The sequence below is a fragment of the Sporolactobacillus sp. STSJ-5 genome (assembly GCF_024385605.1).
GTDB lineage: Bacteria > Bacillota > Bacilli > Bacillales > Sporolactobacillaceae > Sporolactobacillus.
The window spans coordinates 146,442-164,063 of the sequence record NZ_JANFOJ010000007.1 but is presented as its reverse complement, the minus strand read 5'-3'; the positions used below and the strand labels follow the sequence as shown (position 1 = coordinate 164,063).

The 17,622-nt window shown below is 40.7% G+C and carries 19 protein-coding genes; 8 read left to right on the top strand and 11 right to left on the bottom strand.

What is annotated here, in order from left to right; translation table 11 throughout:
- Positions 1-82 precede the first annotated feature (82 nt).
- Complete coding sequence (locus NOM01_RS09035) at positions 83-973, top strand: SDR family oxidoreductase (protein WP_255748173.1); 891 nt, start codon at positions 83-85, stop codon at positions 971-973.
- A gap of 52 nt (positions 974-1,025) precedes the next feature.
- On the opposite strand, the gene NOM01_RS09030 is transcribed toward NOM01_RS09035, so the two are convergent.
- On the bottom strand, positions 1,026-1,499 hold the full coding sequence (locus tag NOM01_RS09030; protein WP_255748172.1) for a GNAT family N-acetyltransferase: 474 nt from the start codon (positions 1,497-1,499) through the stop codon (positions 1,026-1,028).
- 373 nt (positions 1,500-1,872) lie between these two features.
- On the opposite strand from NOM01_RS09030, the gene NOM01_RS09025 reads away from it, so the two are divergent.
- Both NOM01_RS09025 and NOM01_RS09020 read left to right on the top strand, forming a co-directional pair.
- Positions 1,873-3,024, top strand: a complete 1,152-nt coding sequence (locus NOM01_RS09025; RefSeq protein ID WP_255748171.1) for a glycosyltransferase family 4 protein — start codon at positions 1,873-1,875, stop codon at positions 3,022-3,024.
- 200 nt (positions 3,025-3,224) lie between these two features.
- The gene (locus NOM01_RS09020; RefSeq protein ID WP_255748170.1) at positions 3,225-3,662 is read left to right on the top strand and encodes a YrvL family regulatory protein; all 438 of its coding nucleotides are present in this window, start codon (positions 3,225-3,227) and stop codon (positions 3,660-3,662) included.
- Between the two features lie 230 nt (positions 3,663-3,892).
- Here the strand turns inward: NOM01_RS09020 and NOM01_RS09015 are convergent, their stop codons facing one another.
- The 6 genes from NOM01_RS09015 to NOM01_RS08990 all read right to left on the bottom strand — a co-directional run bounded on the left by NOM01_RS09015 (position 3,893) and on the right by NOM01_RS08990 (position 8,178).
- A complete protein-coding gene (locus tag NOM01_RS09015) occupies positions 3,893-4,084 on the bottom strand; it encodes a YwbE family protein (RefSeq protein WP_255748169.1) in 192 nt (63 codons plus the stop codon).
- An 87-nt stretch (positions 4,085-4,171) separates the two neighbouring features.
- Complete coding sequence (locus NOM01_RS09010) at positions 4,172-4,975, bottom strand: alpha/beta hydrolase (protein WP_255748168.1); 804 nt, start codon at positions 4,973-4,975, stop codon at positions 4,172-4,174.
- A gap of 100 nt (positions 4,976-5,075) precedes the next feature.
- Positions 5,076-5,414, bottom strand: coding sequence for a DUF5412 family protein (locus tag NOM01_RS09005; protein ID WP_483315990.1), 339 nt, complete (start codon positions 5,412-5,414; stop codon positions 5,076-5,078).
- A 295-nt stretch (positions 5,415-5,709) separates the two neighbouring features.
- The gene (locus NOM01_RS09000; protein ID WP_255748165.1) at positions 5,710-6,402 is read right to left on the bottom strand and encodes an ABC transporter ATP-binding protein; all 693 of its coding nucleotides are present in this window, start codon (positions 6,400-6,402) and stop codon (positions 5,710-5,712) included.
- A 4-nt stretch (positions 6,403-6,406) separates the two neighbouring features.
- Positions 6,407-7,480: an ABC transporter permease gene (locus tag NOM01_RS08995; RefSeq protein ID WP_255748164.1), complete on the bottom strand. Its 1,074-nt coding sequence runs from the start codon at positions 7,478-7,480 to the stop codon at positions 6,407-6,409.
- Positions 7,481-7,590: 110 nt separating this feature from the next.
- Positions 7,591-8,178, bottom strand: a complete 588-nt coding sequence (locus NOM01_RS08990; RefSeq protein WP_255748163.1) for a TetR/AcrR family transcriptional regulator — start codon at positions 8,176-8,178, stop codon at positions 7,591-7,593.
- 259 nt (positions 8,179-8,437) lie between these two features.
- Between NOM01_RS08990 and NOM01_RS08985 the strand changes: the two genes are divergently transcribed.
- Together NOM01_RS08985 and NOM01_RS08980 are read left to right on the top strand one after the other, a co-directional pair.
- Positions 8,438-9,340: a methyl-accepting chemotaxis protein gene (locus NOM01_RS08985; protein ID WP_255748162.1), complete on the top strand. Its 903-nt coding sequence runs from the start codon at positions 8,438-8,440 to the stop codon at positions 9,338-9,340.
- Positions 9,341-9,504: 164 nt separating this feature from the next.
- A complete protein-coding gene (locus NOM01_RS08980; RefSeq protein WP_255748160.1) occupies positions 9,505-9,978 on the top strand; it encodes a glutathione peroxidase in 474 nt (157 codons plus the stop codon).
- A 117-nt stretch (positions 9,979-10,095) separates the two neighbouring features.
- Here NOM01_RS08980 and htpG read toward each other — a convergent pair whose 3' ends face one another.
- Positions 10,096-11,979 (bottom strand): molecular chaperone HtpG, encoded by a 1,884-nt coding sequence (gene htpG / locus NOM01_RS08975; protein ID WP_255748158.1) that lies wholly within the window; start codon positions 11,977-11,979, stop codon positions 10,096-10,098.
- Between the two features lie 277 nt (positions 11,980-12,256).
- Here htpG and NOM01_RS08970 point away from each other — a divergent pair, with 277 nt between their 5' ends.
- On the top strand, positions 12,257-12,907 hold the full coding sequence (locus NOM01_RS08970; RefSeq protein WP_255748156.1) for a histidine phosphatase family protein: 651 nt from the start codon (positions 12,257-12,259) through the stop codon (positions 12,905-12,907).
- A gap of 135 nt (positions 12,908-13,042) precedes the next feature.
- Here the strand turns inward: NOM01_RS08970 and NOM01_RS08965 are convergent, their stop codons facing one another.
- Genes NOM01_RS08965 through NOM01_RS08955 form a run of 3 tightly spaced genes read right to left on the bottom strand, consistent with a single transcriptional unit; the run spans position 13,043 to position 15,297 of the window.
- Positions 13,043-13,576 carry a GNAT family N-acetyltransferase gene (locus tag NOM01_RS08965; RefSeq protein ID WP_255748154.1) on the bottom strand — a complete coding sequence of 178 codons (534 nt, stop codon included), beginning with the start codon at positions 13,574-13,576 and terminating at the stop codon, positions 13,043-13,045.
- Between the two features lie 54 nt (positions 13,577-13,630).
- On the bottom strand, positions 13,631-14,797 hold the full coding sequence (locus NOM01_RS08960; RefSeq protein WP_255748152.1) for an aminotransferase: 1,167 nt from the start codon (positions 14,795-14,797) through the stop codon (positions 13,631-13,633).
- Positions 14,797-15,297 carry an Lrp/AsnC family transcriptional regulator gene (locus tag NOM01_RS08955; RefSeq protein ID WP_255748199.1) on the bottom strand — a complete coding sequence of 167 codons (501 nt, stop codon included), beginning with the start codon at positions 15,295-15,297 and terminating at the stop codon, positions 14,797-14,799. Before NOM01_RS08955 ends, NOM01_RS08960 begins: the two co-directional genes overlap by 1 nt.
- Positions 15,298-15,518: 221 nt before the next feature.
- Here NOM01_RS08955 and gpmA point away from each other — a divergent pair, with 221 nt between their 5' ends.
- Positions 15,519-16,244, top strand: coding sequence for a 2,3-diphosphoglycerate-dependent phosphoglycerate mutase (gene gpmA / locus NOM01_RS08950; protein ID WP_255748150.1), 726 nt, complete (start codon positions 15,519-15,521; stop codon positions 16,242-16,244).
- A gap of 17 nt (positions 16,245-16,261) precedes the next feature.
- Complete coding sequence (locus NOM01_RS08945; protein ID WP_255748148.1) at positions 16,262-17,611, top strand: MATE family efflux transporter; 1,350 nt, start codon at positions 16,262-16,264, stop codon at positions 17,609-17,611.
- The last annotated feature ends 11 nt before the right edge of the window (positions 17,612-17,622 follow it).

Here is a 17,622-nt window from a genome sequence, read left to right as displayed (position 1 = left end):
TTTAACGTAAAATAAAACAGATGATTTAGTGCATGCTATGAATGAAAAAATGATTAAAATCTCAGAAAAAGAGGGAGAATTTATGGTTCAAACAGTCGTTGAAGATCCTACGAAAGAATACACGTCGAGCACTTATCCTAAGCAAGAACAGCCTGCCCCCGGACTGCAGTCGCGAATGAATCCAGTGCCGGACTGTGGTGAGAAAACCTACAAGGGAGCCGGCAGGTTACAAGGAAGAAAAGCGCTCATTACAGGTGGAGATTCGGGAATTGCCCGAGCAGCTGCAATTGCCTACGCACGGGAAGGCGCAGATGTCGCGATCAATTATTTGCCTTATGAGCAATCGGACGCTGAGGATGTCAAAAAGTTGGTTGAGGGTGCGGGGAAAAAAGCAGTGCTGATTCCCGGTGATATAACCAACGAAGCATTCTGCAAGCAAATGGTTGATAAAGCATTCCAAGAACTTGGCGGTCTAGACACGCTCGCCCTCGTTGCTGGCATGCAGCAGGCTTATAAAAATATTACCGAAATTCCAACAGATGTTTTGCGCAAATCCTTTGAAACAAATGTTTTTTCTCTTTATTGGATCGTTAAAGCCGCCTTGCCACATCTGCCAAAAGGATCTTCAATCATTACCACAAGTTCTGTTCAAGCATATAATCCAAGTCCGGAACTGCTGAGCTACTCGCCGACAAAAAGTGCGATTGCCACATTCACTAAAGGACTTGCAAAACAATTGATTTCAAAAGGGATTCGCGTCAATTCTGTCGCGCCTGGGCCGATATGGACACCGCTTCAAGTATGCGGGGGACAAATTCAAAGCGACATTCCAAAGTTTGGACAGTCTTCTCTATATAAACGTGCCGGACAGCCTGCAGAACTTGCCGGAGTTTATGTCCTGCTCGCATCCGATGAATCCAGCTATATAACCGGACAAATTTACGGCGTTACCGGCGGATTGCCGATTGCCTGATTAACCCAATAGATTTGATGAAACAGTTCTTGTAACACAGAGAACTGTTTTATTATTTTTGAACATAATACCGCATCATTCGTTTCCATTTCGAACGCCTCACTGTTTCTCTAAAACCGGCCTTCTCAAAAACAGAGGGAATCCCTTTCCATAAAAAAGCTGCTGGCTCATTTGAGTTATAAGGAATCTCTGGGTAGGCTTCAATCACTGCAGCTCCATTTTGTATGCAAAAATTAACAGTAGCCTGGATCAATTCTGCTGATAATCCTTGCCTTCGAAACGGTTTGGCAATAAAAAAGCAGGTGATCGACCATACAGGCAGATCATCAACTCGCTTGAAGACCCTTGAGCGTTCTAAACGACCATATTGATTGCGGGGCGATGCGGCGCACCATCCTGCTGGCTGATCGTTTATGTAAAGCAAAATGCCAACAGATTCGTCATTTTCAACGAGTTGATACATCGCCTGCTTATTTTTCTCCCCTTTTTGTGCTTCAAAGTCTGCTTTTTTCAAACGCCAGTTCATACACCAGCATCCCCCGCATGCTCCTCGTTCGCCGAATAGCACAGTGAAATCATCCCAATGTTCGCAATCCAATGCATAAGCCTTTATTTTTTTTGATTTATTTTCATAGACGAGCAAGGTCTCACCTCTTTCTAATTATATTGAAAACAGTTTAAGTCATATAGAATGATTTTTTCTTTTTAATATAGCTCATTATGTCTAAGCTGTCTCGGCATCATTGTATTTTTTTTACATTTTTTTTGTACCAGATTTACAACATATAGAACAAACTTAACGATCTCTAATTAAACTAAAAGAATGATCATGAATTTCTTTTCACGAAACGAAAACGCCCTTGGCCATTGACTGTCCGATATAATGGGGAGGCTCATCGATGAAAATTGCTATTTTTACAGATACCTTTACTCCACAGATTAACGGCGTTGCGAAAACTCTGGATCGTCTAACAAGCTATTTTGATCGTAAGCGAATAAGTTATACGGTATTCGCACCGATAAATGTAAATGACGAAAATACAAATAATCATGTACAAAAATTAAAAAGTATTCCATTTGCGGTTTATCCGGAATGCCGCCTTGCTGTGCCAAATCATCATCTTATTAAGAAAAAACTGCTGCATTTCAAGCCGGATCTCATTCATGTAGCAACGCCTTTTACAATGGGGCTGCTCGGAAAATATTACGCGAACAAGTTTAACATTCCGCTTGTGGGTTCCTATCACACTGACTTCGACGCTTACTTAACCTATTATAAGATGGAATTTCTCTCCCCAATATTATGGAATTACCTTCGCTGGTTTCACAATTCACTGCAAAAAACCTTTGTACCGTCTCATGAAACACTTAAACAGTTGGAGAAAAGACAGTTTCAGCATCTAAGCATTTGGAGCAGAGGTGTAGACTGTGACTTGTTTCATCCAGTTGAGCATCCAAACGACATTCGAAGAAAATATTCAATTACTGCAAAACACTTGATCTGTTTTGCAGGACGATTAGCTCCAGAAAAAGATATTGACACGCTGCAATCAATTATAGGCATGGTAAATGATAAGTATGGAACCAGTATCCAGTGGCTGATTGCGGGCGATGGTCCGCTTGCGAAGGACATGAAGTCCAGTGCCGCCAAAAATGTTCAATTTACCGGATACTTAACACCAGACCAATTAGCAGAGGTTTATGCCGCTTCTGATTTGATGGTATTTCCTTCATCAACTGAAACCTTCGGCAATGTTGTATTGGAATCAATGGCATGTGGAACACCTGTAATCGGCGCAAATGCCGGCGGAGTGAAAAATATTATCACTGATAATCTAAACGGCAAACTATGTACTCCAAAATGTGCTCGTGAATTTGCAGATGCACTTTTCACTTTGCTTAAGGATTCAACCATACGTCATGAAATGAGCCAAAGCGCCAGATCCTATGCCTTGTCACAAAGCTGGGACCGCATTTTCGCACAACTCCTCAATGACTACACCGAGCTGTTTGATCATAGCTCTTCAAACCTATTGAGAGTAGATATGTAGATCGAACATGGTGAACATTGGCGTTATGCATGCAATAATAAACTGCTTCATATTGCCACATTCTTTGATGTAGTTTACATTTATGATTTTTACCATTAAACGACCAAGACAAACTTTTCACCGGATTTATCTGTGTTATAATTTTATAATATGTTAAGTTTTTTCAAGAAATAAAGGATTACCGGAAGTGAGTTTTTGATATGAAAGATGATGAAAAACGATTGCCTATCGGCATTAAAATAGTTGTCGGAATATTAATTGGATCGATTATCATTGGGGCACTGCTGATTTCTCTTGGTGCAATCTTTTTCGGTTTTATCGGCATGTTCAATTTACTTGGTATCTTCTACGATAATTTTAGCACTTTATTCGCATTTACAATTTTTTATTGTGCTTTAGCTCTGTTCAGCAATGTCCCTTTCAAAGGCTGTATTTTTATGGTGAACTTTTATAAGACTCATCTAGGGCAAGCCAAGTGGGGCATTCTTTTTCTTATTGCTCTGTCAATTAACTTCATTTTAATTTCTTTTCTGGATGATCAAATGACTGGCATTTTTATTGGTCCTCGGACAAAAATTGTTGCTTCAGCATTTCTGGCAGCACTTGACCTTGTTGTTAATTCTGAACGAATTCGCTAGAATCAGCCCCCGTGCTTTTATTATTGATTGTGTTGGTACCCAGACAGAAATTCAATTCAAGTCGTACGCAAAAAAAAGAAGCAGTGATTCCTGATGTGAACCTCCAAAGTTGGATTTTTATTGTCCAACTTTAGGAGTTCAATTCATCCATTAATCGGTCAGGACTGTTTCTTTTCATGGAAGTTACATTCATAAAAGTTAATCAACACGGTAGAAAGTCTTCCCGAAGATTATTTTATCTCCTGCACTCGGCCAACAATGCCACTTTCTAACATGACCTTAATGCCGCGATGATGTACGGCTGAATTCGTCAAAATACGTTTTACAATACCTTCAGTTAACTTGCCCGTCCTCTGATCCTGCTTTTGCACTACCATCACCGTTGCTCCAATTTGAATATCCGCACGTCTTGTACCGTCCATTTTAATCGTCCTCTTTTCTGTTCCCATTGCTACTTTACCTTTATTTCACTCAACCCGCCAATCTAGGCTTGGAGTGAGCTTTCAGCACTATTCAAGGCCCAACCACCATTCATTAAGGAGCGGCCACCATTCCGAGCTTCTTTTAATTGTATCTACATGATTAGATGATGATCCATGTATGTAGGTTAGTTCAATACGTTTTGCAGCCTGAGGAGATAACTCAAATAACTGCTTGCGAAATCGCTCCGCATTTTCCGGTGGGATATGATTATCTTTCTCACCAAGGATCATTTTCATCGGAGGACAGTTGATATATCGGCTCAAATGCGTTATCGGATTCAATTGATCGTAAAAGAATTGAGCGTAACTGTCGGGCTTCCCAGGATCAAGTAATTGCTTGGGATGGAATAAGTTGTGCATACCCGGACGCAGCCAGTCCGGTGTGGTAACTATGGGTGCCACGCGAACAATACGTGAATCTATTCCTGCCGCAGCAACTGATATATCCCCGCCCATCGAGATTCCACCCATATAGATTTGCGGCACTACATCCAGATTTGCGATCGCCCAATCGATCACTTTCTCCGTATCTAAAATCGTCTGTCCCAGAATTGGCCAACCAAATCGACGCATATTGGAAAATACACGTTCCGTTATTTCTGCTCCGCTTTCTTTTCCACGTTCGCCATGCTGATAGTTGTCAAAAGCTAATCCAATAAATCCTTTACGCGCAATGTCAGATAAATAAGGTACAAGGTCTTCCTTAGTGCCGCCTAAGCCGCTTAAAAAGATCGCTAATTTTCTTTTACTGAGGGTTTCCTCTGGTTTGATATAGATCACCGGTATATGATCAACTAAAGTCTTTTGTACAGGTATGCCATTAATTTTCATAAGAACCTCCTTACTACCTTTAGGTTAACATTAATACAATTTGTTCACTAGTCAACGCATTCTTACAAGAACACTTTGGCCATGCAGAGGAAGACAGTGGTTACTTATCATGTCGATAATCATATTTTTGGCTTTCATCCTTCACATTGAATTCGTGATTACCTATGGCAACTGTTGTATTATTGATCCATTTAACCTGGGGGTTCTGTCTTAGGACATAATACATAGCCCGCTCTTTGTTCGTTACGTTATCTCTTATTACACCAAGAACTTCATCTTCTGCAAGTCCATTAGAATTGAAATACACGATCGCTGTATATTGCTTATTTGGTGATGCGTAATGGTCATGAAACTCTCCATGAGGAATCATGTTCAAATTAAATTCCCAATTATATCCGTATATGGAAAGAAAGCCAATAATAATTAATGTAGAGATCAATAGATGTTTGCTTTTTTGTATGTTACGCCATGCAAATAGTCGAACAATAAATATGATTAAGTTAACGATTAGGACCACAGTCAGAATACATGCGAGCACTAATAAAAGATAATAAAGATTAGAATTCAGATTCCCCTCACTCCAATGTCATTAAAAAAGTCAATTTCGTAAGTACTATTGATTACCTGTGCTTCTTCTATTTCGTCTTTTTGAAAGAGTTGATTTTAAATTAAAATTACTATTTAAAAATGATTTGTTTTGTAATTCAAAATTCCCAAGTCTAAAAAATTCAGTATTAAGGACGGATTTGCAAGTTGTCCGACACCAGACTGAGACCGCCGTCAACGATCGTATACACTTTGTCACAGTATTTTGTTAAGCGGTTATCATGTGTTACCATAATGGTCGCTTTGTTTTTTTCTTTAGTTTCTTGAGCCAGCATCTTGATTACTTCGAATGCTCGATTCGAGTCCAGAGATGCCGTCGGCTCATCTGCCAATATAAGGCTGGGATTAGTGTACAGCGCTTTGGCAATTGCCACTCTTTGCTTTTCGCCGCCTGAGAGATCTGCAGGATATTTCTTTGTTAAGTTTTCAATGCCTAATTGTTTTAAGAGTTGTGCTTTTTCCTGTTGATTCATATTGCCTTTTTTTACTTTATCAAGCAAACGGAACTGGTTGTCAACACTCAAATAAGGAACCAGATTAGAAGCTTGCAGGATAAAGCCAACTTCCTTAAGGCGAATCATTGACCGTTTTCTCTCACCTAGCTTTGTTACCTCTTGCCCATTTATCAGAACAGATCCATTTGTTGGGTTTTGCAATCCGCCTGCAATGGTCAAAAAGGTACTTTTCCCGGATCCCGAAGGACCAATAACAGCAATCAGTTCACCTTTTTCAGCCGAGAATTGAGTGGTTTTTAAAGCGGTTACTTGTGTATGTCCACTGCCATAAGTCTTTGATGCGTTTTGAATGTTTAAGATGCTCATTGGTTTAACCTCCGATCGCTTGTACAGGATCAATTTTCACAATCGTTTGAACGGAGAACAAACTGCCAAGGGCAGCGACGAAAATAAAAATTGCTCCGTAGCCAATAAGTGCCGGAATGTCTAATTGAATCGGAACAGCAGACGGTAAGAAAGCACCTGTGACTGCTGTTAAGATAAATCCGGCACAAACACCAAAAAGTGCTAACAGAAATGTTTGTGCGATTACAGAACGGATCAGAAAGAGCGATGAAATCCCCTGTGCCTTCATCACTCCGAAAATACTGACTTTCTGTATGGTCAGCACATAGAGAAAAATACCGATAGTTACCGATACAATGACAAATAAGAAATAAATCATGAAATCCAAGCTGATTTTTTGTGGTGTGTATCCAGGCATATGTTCAATAAACGGCTCAATGGGGGTCAGCTTAAAGCTAGAAGGAACTTTAATTTTAGTAAAATAAGGATCACGTATGACTACTCCATTAATTATGCCTTTGTCACTCGTATCCGTCTTACCATATTTTATTTTTTGTACAGTTGCAATGGTTGTATAAAGTACAGGGGCTGCGTTGAATTTTGCTTTTTTAGTAAATCCAACAATGACCAATTTTTGTTCCGAAGATGAAATCGTCAAACGATCCCCAAGCTTTAATCCATCAGCTTTTAACGAATCGTCTGCAATGACCTCATGATCACCTCTAAAGGAACGACCTTCCGACACGTTTGGCATGAGAAATTGGTCCTTGTGGATACCTGTGATGGCCACACTTTCTTTAATTTTTGTTCCGCTTTTTCTTGCTACGGCGAGAATTTGTGCGATTTCAGCCTTATGTTCCGCTGAGATACGTTGAGCCTCATGAAGGGTCATACTGGATTGAGAAAGATTCATATCAGATTCATCGGTTAAAACAATGGCATCTGCCTTCCATTGATCGACCGCCTCCCGATTCATTTCCGCGAGTCCGTTTGCTAGACCAGATAAAAGAAAAACCAAATAAGTCATTAGAGTCAAAACACCGATGATTAATAAGAAACGAAGCTTGGCGCTTTTCATTTCATTCCAGGCTAAGAACACAATGACCACTCCTCGTTTGTTTAGACATCTAATCCTCACATCACAATCCACTTATCAGTCGATAAGCGAAACTGCATAAAAAAAAATTTTGCCTAATACAAAATACTTTACTAGTTTAACAGTCCATGGAGTAAAAAATCAATGATTGCGCTCAGTCGGTCTGATAGTGAAGGTTCTGCTTCGTTTTCAACATGAGTGGAGGTCAGCGGGACTATTGAAGACAAACAAAAACGTGCTGCTGCGTCACTATTTATCTGTTCCCTAAGTATTCCTTGTTTTTCCCATTTCGCAAATAATTCTTTAAATGGATTTAGGTAAGTTTGCTGCCAGAGTTCATAAAGCATGTGCTGATTCTCCTGATTCATTTCATTTACAATATCCTGAATCATCATCATTATATTTGTCGGATGTTTTTGTATTAATACCATCAGCATTTTCTTTAATGCAATCTCCGGACGATCCGTATCTCTTTTTAGATTTTTAAATTCTTGTCGAATATCCGCTGTAACATACCGAAGTGCCGCTAAGTAGATGCTTTCCTTGTCTGGGAAATGGTGATAGAGTGCAGGTTGAGTCAAGCTGCACTGTTTTGCAATTTCACGTGTGGACACAGCATTATAACCTTTATCCATAAACAGTTTATTTGCGGTCTGAATAATTTTTTGTCTTGTGCGTTTGTATTCTTCTGCCCTTGTCAACTTTTTCCCCCTCATTCTAACTCTCAATAACTACTCAGTTAAAGATGTTGATCTTCGTTCGTATTCCCATAAGCTTTTAACAACTTTATTGTCTCATTAGTTGGACATAAATACATTAATATTGCAAGTTATTTTGCTCAAACTTACCAGCATAAATCGTTAAATCATATGGTTTCTAAACATAGTGTGACAAAAAGTGCTGTTCCCTGTTAAAGAGTGCTATAATTCCTACAGCAGATAACCAAGGGAGCAGTCGATTATGACGCAAACACAAGAAAATCTTAATCTACTTAGTAGAGCAGTAGATAAAAATTTAGCAATAATCAGCTTTAATACACAACATAAAGTGGTTTATGTCAATTCAAATTTTGCGCATACACTTAATTACACACAGGATGAAATGATTGGAATGGATCATTCATCACTGTGCTTTCCTTCCTTTGCAAATAGTCCAGAGTATCTGACCTTTTGGAAAGACCTATTGAACGGCAAAAGTTATCAGGATAAAATTGAGCGTAAGAGTAAGCAGGGTGAATCTATATGGCTTGAAGCAACCTATATGCCTATTTATGATGCGAACGATGAAAATGTCATTGGGGTCCTGAAGGTCGCAACCGATATAACAGAGCGAGAGAAACAAATCAGAACCTTCACACGAGAACTTAGTGAGATGGCAGCTGAATTAAATGCGCAATCTACAGAAGGCAATAGTAAAAACAACGAATTATTAAATGAAATTGACAAAATTGAAACCTATTCGAATGAAAATGCCGAAAAATTGACGTCCCTTCAAACACAGGCAAAACAAATTCGAGGAATTGTTGATGTCATCAAACAAATTTCAGATCAGACCAACATTTTGGCAATTAATGCTGCCATTGAAGGTGCACATGCTGGTGATTCCGGACGGGGATTTGTTGTTGTAGCAAAGGAATTACAAAGACTTTCAGACCAAGTGAAGCATTCGATTAAAGAAGTAGAGAAACAGGCTTCCTCAATAATTTCAAGTGTTAACGAGATGACACTTGGAACACAAACAGTACAGAAAAATGTTCATGAGAGCCGTGAAAATGTTGCGTCGGCAGTTCAATCTTTTAAAGATATCGCCAATGCTGCGAACGCCTTGGATAAACATTCCAATCAATATCAGGAGATTCTCTAATTAAGGCCATAGATTCGCTAATTAATAAATAATCAGCATACCGGAAGCTGGCACTGTGGTGATGCCGGCTATTTTTATTTTTCTAGACGCACTTTCTTTGCAGATTATACGAGCTCGAACTAGACTATAGATAACACAAACGAACTCAGAAAGAAGGATAACTGATGACGATCTATGATTATTCATTTTCGAAGCTTACGGGAAGCGAGACGGTCCCTTTGTCTCATTATCGAAACCAAGTGCTTCTTATTGTCAATACCGCGAGCAAATGCGGCTTCACACCTCAATATGAAGGATTGGAAAAACTGTATAAAGGATACAAGGATCAAGGCTTTACGGTGCTCGGCTTTCCAAGTGACAGTTTTTTGAATCAAGAATTTGCCGACGGCGAAAAAACCGCCGAGTTCTGCAAGCTGAATTATGGTGTCACCTTTCCTCTCTTTCAAAAATCAAAAATGAAAGGTAAAGAAATGAACCCGCTCTTCCATGAATTGTTGGAAGAATCAGGTGAGAAAAAAATCACTTGGAATTTCAACAAATTCCTCGTTGATCGCGGTGGCAAAGTCGTGCACTATTACGGCTCACGAACAAAACCGGAAGCAATTGAAAGCGAAATTCAGGCGCTGCTAAAGAAGTGAAGTTCCTCTGTATGGCTGCATGATCAATAAATCAACAGATTTGCCTTGAATTTATATAAAATAAAAGCTGCTTATCTCCTGTTGTTTTGGAGATAAGCAGCTTTTTTCTAAGATGAATCAGCCCATTAATTCACAAATATTATTCGAGAACGCAACCGGATCTGATACCGGGAGACCTTCGATGAGAAGGGCTTGATTGTAAAGCAGGTTCGTATAAAGATCAACTTTTGTTTGGTCGTTGAGATCAAAGGCAGCTTTAAGTGCTTTGAACACGTTATGGTTGGTGTTAATCTCGAGAATCTTGTCTGCCTTGACATTTTCATTGTTCGGCATTTGATTGAGCACTTTTTCCATCTCAATGGATACTTCGCCTTCTGTCGCGAAGCAAACTGGGTAGGACTTCAGACGTTTGGAAGCACGCACGCCTTTTACTTTGTCTGAAAGCACATCTTTCATTTTATCAAATAAGCCCTTGTTCGCCTTTTCGTCGGCTTCGTCTTGCTTCTTGTCCTTCTCGTCCTCAATACCAAGGTCACTGCTTGATACAGACTTGAATTCTTTTTCCTTATATTTCTGAAGCATCTTGATCGCGAATTCATCAATATCTTCGGTGAAATAAAGAATCTCATAGCCTTTATCGGCGACAAGTTCGGTTTGCGGGAGCTTATCAATCTTGTCATTCGTTTCACCGACTGCATAATAGATGTATTTCTGTTCTTCAGGCATACGTGAAACATATTCGTCCAGCGTGACCATTTTCTTTTCTTTCGATGAATAGAACATCAAAAGATCCTGAAGATCGTCCTTGTGCTGACCGTAATCCGAATAAACGCCATATTTCAGTTGACGTCCAAAGGCTTTATAGAATGTTTCATATTTCTCGCGATCTTCCTTAAGCAGCTTTTCGAGTTCTTTCCTGATTTTATGATTAATATTCTTAGCAATCAGTTTAAGCTGCTTGTCCTGCTGAAGAATTTCACGCGAAATATTCAGTGACAGATCCTCGGAATCCACCATGCCTTTAACAAAGCTGAAATAATCCGGGAGCAAATCCGCACATTTCTCCATAATCATGACGCCGTTCGAATACAGCTCAAGACCTTTTTCATATTCCTTGGAATAATAATCGAACGGAATGCTTTCCGGGATGTAGAGGATCGCGTGGTAGCGGATCATTCCGTCGGCCTGAATATTGATATAGCGAAGCGGCTTGTCAAATCCGTAATGCTTCTCCATATAGAAGTTTTCGTAATCTTCATCCTTCAGCTCCGACTTGTTCTTGCGCCAAATAGGAACCATGCTGTTAATCGTTTGAACTTCTTTTACTTCTTCAAATTCTTTCTCATTGTCTTTCTTTGGACGACTTTCCGTCACTTCCATTTTAATTGGGTAGCGGATGAAATCCGAATACTTTTTGATGATCTGACGCAAGCGATATTCCTCAAGATACTCACTGTACTTCTCATCCTCGGTATCTTCTTTCAATTCCAGGATGATATCTGTACCTACTGAATCCTTTTCAACAGGAGTTATCGTGTATCCGTCCGCACCCTCAGATTCCCACTTGTACGCTTGGTCACTATCGAGTGCCTTGCTAATGACGGTGACCTTGTCGGCAACCATAAATGAAGAATAGAAACCAACACCGAATTGACCAATGATGTCATGGTTATCCTTGGATTCATTTTCCGATTTAAATTTGAGAGAACCACTCTGAGCAATCGTTCCAAGGTTATCTTCCAACTCTTCCTCGGTCATACCGATTCCGGTATCGGAAATCGTCAACGTGCGCTTATCCTTGTCCGGAGTAATTTCAATGTAGTAGTTGTCCTTATCAAAATCAATCTTGTCGTCGGTCAGCGCGCGATAGTAGATTTTATCCATCGCATCACTCGAGTTGGAGATGATTTCTCTTAGAAAAATTTCCTTCTGTGAATAAATCGAGTGGATCATCATATCCAACAATTTTTTGGATTCTGCCTTAAATTCTTTCGTAGCCATCGGTAATCCCCTTTCTCGTGCATCTCTATAATAATCAGTTGTTTACGTAACGATTAGCACTCATCCAATCGGAGTGCTAATACTATTTTTATAGCTCATACAGCGTTATTTGTCAAATATGAGCAAGCAATAATTGGCATGAATAAGCTTTCCTTCGCTGATATCAATACTGAACTATATATGGTGCTAGTTTAAACAGTTAACCGTTTACATAAATTACAGTGCATGATACGATGAAAGAAATTGATAGTATAAATTAAAGTGATCAGGTGAAAAAATGAAAACAATTTATATTGTTCGTCATGGAGAAACACTGCTTAATCTGCTTAATCGCTCTCAAGGCTGGGCGGACTCACCGTTAACCAAAAAAGGCGTTCAACAGGCAATTGATTTAGGAGACAAACTCAGAAAACAATCTCTCACTTTCGACGCTGCTTTTTCGAGTGATACCGGAAGAGCACGCCAAACTGCCCAAGTTATTCTCGATCATTCGGGAAATGGTGAAACACCAATTAAAGAACTTTTTGAATTAAGAGAAGCATCATTCGGTCTTTTTGAAGGTGCCGATAATGATGTGATGTGGGAAGAAGGCGGAAAAGCAGTCGGTGAACCAGGTATGAGCCGTAAATCGCCGATTGATCTGAAAATCAAAGCACTCACCGGTATCAAACAGCTCGATACGATCGATTATGCAGAAGATTATCAGGACTTGAAAACGCGCATTCTCGCATTGAAAGAAAAGCTGCTCAAGTCGGATGCTTCGACAATCCTGATTGTTACCCACTCACTATACATTTGCTGCATGCTTTATGCACTCGTGGGTGAAGACTTAACCATTGGCAAGGTACCCAACTGCAGTGTAACGAAACTGCAACTGGACGGACAAAACTTCAAGCTTGACTATATTGGCAGAACAGAAGAACTGTAAAAAAAAAGAGGTTGCCCCAAAAGGGTATTCTCAAACAACTCCATGATTAAACATGGTCGATAAATTAAGAGTTTGCATAATCAAAGAGGGTGTATCATTGTCAAAAAGTGACTTTTGATACCCCCTCTTTTTTGATTATTGATTATCTGGCAGAAATGCATAAGTGATCGTGTCATGCGCAACACCATTTTGATAAATATAGTTTCTTAAAAGGCCTTCTTTTTTGAAGCCTAATTTCATTAACAACCTGTTTGATGCAGTATTTTCAGTAAAGACGACAGCGCCAATGCGTGTCAGGTGAAGGTCACTAAACCCATAGGATATAACTTCCGTAACAGCTTCTTTGGCGTATCCCTTATGCCAATAGTGAGGATGAAGCTCGTAGCCGATTTCAGCTCTTCTGTGTTTTGATGACCATGCATTAAACCCGATCGTTCCGATAAGTCCCGGCTGCTCTTTCCGTTCAATACTCCATCGGATGCCGCGCTTTTCACTGTAATTCCGAGAAAAAAAGGCAACAAATTGCTGTGCCTGTTCAATACTTGTTAAATTATCCTGACCATAATAACGTGTCACATTGTCATTTGAAAAGCAATCAAAAATACTTTGCGCATCTTCATAAACGATTTCTCTTAAAATCAGTCTTTCGGTTTCAAGTAACGGGACCACTTGCTCACCTCTTCGTAGAAAACTATTCACAGATAAGCCACTATAATGGTTGACTTACAATTTATCCACAAATCGGCGCATACGCTTCATTGCTTCCTGAAGCTGGCTCATCGAAGTGGCATAGGAACAACGCACATGGCCCTCTCCACTGTCGCCGAACGCATTGCCGGGAACCACGACAACGCGCTCCTCCTGCAACAAGCGAGTTGCAAAGGTTTCGGAGTTCATGCCGGTCGCTTCAATGCTAGGGAATGTATAGAACGCGCCTTCTGGTTTGTAACACGGCAATCCCATCTCATTCAGTGATTGTACAATGTAGTTTCTTCTTTGGCGATAGCTTTTACGCATATCTGCCATATCCGAGCGTCCGTTACGCAACCCTTCCAGTCCCGCATGCTGCGCCATGGTCGACGCGCACATGATCGCGTACTGATGAATTTTTAGCATGCCCTGCGAAATATCCCGTGGCGCGCAAACAAATCCCAAACGCCAACCGGTCATCGCCAGATCTTTTGAAAAGCCGCTGACAAGAATAGTTTGATCCTTCATCCCATCAATTGCGGCGAAGCTTGTGTATAGCTCATCGTAAACAAGCTCTGCATAGATCTCGTCGGAAAGAATCAGCAAGTCATGCTTTTTGGCAACTTCTGCAATACGTTCCATTTCAATTTTGCTGAGCATGGAACCGGTCGGGTTGTTCGGCGAGCAGATCATTATTGCTTTTGTTCGTTCAGTTACCGCGGTTTCAAGTTGCTCCGGTTGCACTTTGAAATCATTTTCTTTTTTTGATTCAACGATGACTGGAACTCCTCCAGCCAATGTCACGAGCGGTGCATAGGATACAAAACAAGGCTCGACAACGAGAACTTCGTCCCCAGGATCAAGAATGGCGCGCAACGCGATATCAATAGCTTCACTGGCGCCGACAGTCACTGTGACTTCATGTTCCGGATCATAGGAGACACAGTAATAGTCATCCACGTATTTCGCAATCGCTTCGCGCAATTCAAGCAATCCAGCATTCGCTGTATACGATGTATATCCGTCTTCAAGTGAAAGAATCGCAGCCTCGCGGACATTCCAAGGTGTGACAAAATCCGGTTCACCAACACCAAGTGAAATCACATCGGTCATGCCCGCCGTCGCGTCAAAAAACTTACGAATTCCCGAAGGCTTCAATGTCCGGACATGCTTTGCTAAGTACGAAGTTTTAATTGGCATCACGGGGACACCACAATTCGTTTATCCCGATCATCCGAATCGTACACAGTCCCATCATGCTTAAACTTTTTCAAAACAAAATGGGTTGTCGTCGAGATCACTCCATCGATCGTGGACAATTTCTGACTGACAAAGTGTGCTACTTCGTTTACTGACTGACCTTCGACCTGCACTGAAAGATCATAGGTTCCGGACATAAGATAGACCGATTTGACTTCCTTGTGACGGTAGATTCGCTCAGCAACATCATTGAAACCTACATCGCGTTTCGGAGTCACTTTAACATCAATCATCGCGGTGACTCCCTGATGACCATCGATTTTCGTCCAATCGACAAGCGAAACGTAACGGACAATAACTTTTTCATCTTCTAGTTTTTTAACCATTTGATGAATTTGATCTACACTTAAGTTCATCATTTTTGCAAGTTCATCATTCGTAAGCCGCGCATCTTTTTCCAGTATTTCTGCGACTTCAATTTCTGTTGCAGTAAGTTTCATACTCATCATTCCCCTCTTGCATTTGTAACTTACAGACATTATATAACGGTACAAGATCTCTAACCACTATTTTCAAGTAAAAAGTCGAAACATATACTTGCTTCTTTACAATTCAAGTATACGACGCTGATTGTTGATTCAAGACGCAATTGGAAAAATGTTTTCAATACAGTATACTAAAAATGACACTATTTAATCAGTGCGCATACGGAGGTATCATGATGAAATTAGTTATTGTGCGACATGGGGAAAGCGCATTTAACGAATCCAACCTCTTTTCCGGGTGGGAAGATGTAGATCTTACAGCAAAAGGAATAGAAGAAGCAAAAAAAGCTGGGACTAATCTTGCTCAGCAACAAATTATATTTGACCATGCATTTACATCAGTATTGAAACGATCCATTCGATCACTAAATTATATTTTACAAGAAATGAATCAGGAATGGCTGCCGGTACAAAAAACATGGCGGCTTAATGAACGGAGTTACGGTGCACTGCAGAGACTGAACAAAGCAGAAACTGCAGAAAAGCAAGGCAAAGAACTTGTTAACCGTTGGCGGAAAAGTTATGATGCACTGCCCCCGATGCTTGACTTGTCTGATCCGAGGCATCCGATTCACGACCCGCGTTATCATGATGTCGATCCGCGGCTGCTACCTGGCGGAGAAAGCCTGAAAACAACACAGGAACGTGTCCTGCCCTTCTGGTCTGACAACATTGCGCCTTTATTAATAGAAGGAAAAAATGTTCTTGTCGTCAGCCATCGTAATACGCTGCGCGCCCTTGTTAAGTTTCTTGAACATATATCCGATGATGCAATTGTTCACTTTGATGTTCCTACCGGGATTCCGGTTGTCTATGAATTCGATAAAAACTTGAACATCGTGTCAAAAAAGGAACTAACTGGGCAGGCAACTGTGGGCACGATCAATGCAGATATGAACTAAAGGTTGTGTAAAACGACTTGAATGCTGTATTAAAGAAGAAAACCAGCAAGGTACTTGCTTTAGCAATCCCCGCAATGGTCGAGAGTTTGCTGCAAACCGTTGTTGGGTTTGTCGACACATTATTTGTTGCACGGTTAGGATTAGCTGAAGTAACTGCAGTCGGTGTTGCTAATACATTACTAGCCGTCTATATTGCTGTATTTATGGCCATTGGTATTGGAACTTCATCAATTATTGCAAAACATATCGGTGCAGGAGATTCAGAGGGAGCACGAGAAGCGGCTCGGCAATCAACGTGGATTACGCTGGTTGCCGGTCTTCTTTTTGGTGTGCTTACCCTATGTTTTGCTGAACAACTTCTTCGTATGATGGGTGCCGGTGATGAGGTGCTCAGTCAAGGAGCACTTTATTTTCGTATTGTCGGCACACCAGCATTTGTTATTTCATTAATGATTAATTTTGGAAATGTTCTGCGCGCATCCGGAAATACAGTCTCTCCAATGATGATCAGTTTTTGGATGAATTTAATTCATATTGTGCTTGATTATGTGCTGATCTTTGGCATCTTCCAATTTACCGGCTTTGGCGTTGGCGGAGCTGCCGCAGCAACTGTACTCACAAGAATTATCGGCGTTATCATGCTTCATGCAGCAATTCGTCATTCTCCAGTGCATTTTTCATTAAGAAGGCAAAGGAAAAATCGCAATAAGCGTCTTATGTGGGAAATTATCCGATTATCCACTCCGGCTACCGGGGAACGACTAATCATGCGTCTCGGTCAAGTGGTCTATCTTGGCTTAATCGTCCACATGGGAACAGAAATATATGCAGCAAATGCAATTGCGGAAAATATTGAAACGTTCGCATATCTTCCCGGACTGGGATTGAGTGTTGCAGCAACCGTGCTCGTGGGAAAAGAGCTTGGTGCAAAAAGATACAAGGAAGCATATTCTTACGGGTTGCTGACTGCAATCATTTCAGTTGTTATCATGTGTATTACAGGCATTCTGCTGTTCTTTATGACTCCATTTTTTGCAGCATGGTTTACAGATCAGGTCAGCACTGCTGAAATGATAACGCTCGCCATGAGAATTGATGCATTTTTTATGCCGCCCCTCGCGATCGGTTTAGTACTTGCGGGAGCACTTCAAGGTGCAGGCGATACAAAAACACCGATGTATAGTACAGCAATCGGAATGTGGGGCATTCGCGTTGTTTTTATCTATTTGCTTGGCGTACGTGGAACGATGGGGATTGCAGGAATTTGGATTGCACAAGGCATTGATCTCACGGTTAAAGCACTCTTTCTCTACTTCTGTTACCGGAAAATGTTTAAGCATTCACTAAACAAGAAGGTTGTCTCATGACCATGTACCTA

Coding starts and splice junctions, on each gene's coding strand:
- NOM01_RS09035 (WP_255748173.1), top strand. CDS start 83: ATGGTTCAAACAGTCGTTGAAGATCCTACGAAAGAATACACGTCGAGC.
- NOM01_RS09030 (WP_255748172.1), bottom strand. CDS start 1,499: ATGAACTGGCGTTTGAAAAAAGCAGACTTTGAAGCACAAAAAGGGGAG.
- NOM01_RS09025 (WP_255748171.1), top strand. CDS start 1,873: ATGAAAATTGCTATTTTTACAGATACCTTTACTCCACAGATTAACGGC.
- NOM01_RS09020 (WP_255748170.1), top strand. CDS start 3,225: ATGAAAGATGATGAAAAACGATTGCCTATCGGCATTAAAATAGTTGTC.
- NOM01_RS09015 (WP_255748169.1), bottom strand. CDS start 4,084: ATGGACGGTACAAGACGTGCGGATATTCAAATTGGAGCAACGGTGATG.
- NOM01_RS09010 (WP_255748168.1), bottom strand. CDS start 4,975: ATGAAAATTAATGGCATACCTGTACAAAAGACTTTAGTTGATCATATA.
- NOM01_RS09000 (WP_255748165.1), bottom strand. CDS start 6,402: ATGAGCATCTTAAACATTCAAAACGCATCAAAGACTTATGGCAGTGGA.
- NOM01_RS08985 (WP_255748162.1), top strand. CDS start 8,438: ATGACGCAAACACAAGAAAATCTTAATCTACTTAGTAGAGCAGTAGAT.
- NOM01_RS08980 (WP_255748160.1), top strand. CDS start 9,505: ATGACGATCTATGATTATTCATTTTCGAAGCTTACGGGAAGCGAGACG.
- htpG (WP_255748158.1), bottom strand. CDS start 11,979: ATGGCTACGAAAGAATTTAAGGCAGAATCCAAAAAATTGTTGGATATG.
- NOM01_RS08970 (WP_255748156.1), top strand. CDS start 12,257: ATGAAAACAATTTATATTGTTCGTCATGGAGAAACACTGCTTAATCTG.
- NOM01_RS08960 (WP_255748152.1), bottom strand. CDS start 14,797: ATGCCAATTAAAACTTCGTACTTAGCAAAGCATGTCCGGACATTGAAG.
- NOM01_RS08955 (WP_255748199.1), bottom strand. CDS start 15,297: ATGAAACTTACTGCAACAGAAATTGAAGTCGCAGAAATACTGGAAAAA.
- gpmA (WP_255748150.1), top strand. CDS start 15,519: ATGAAATTAGTTATTGTGCGACATGGGGAAAGCGCATTTAACGAATCC.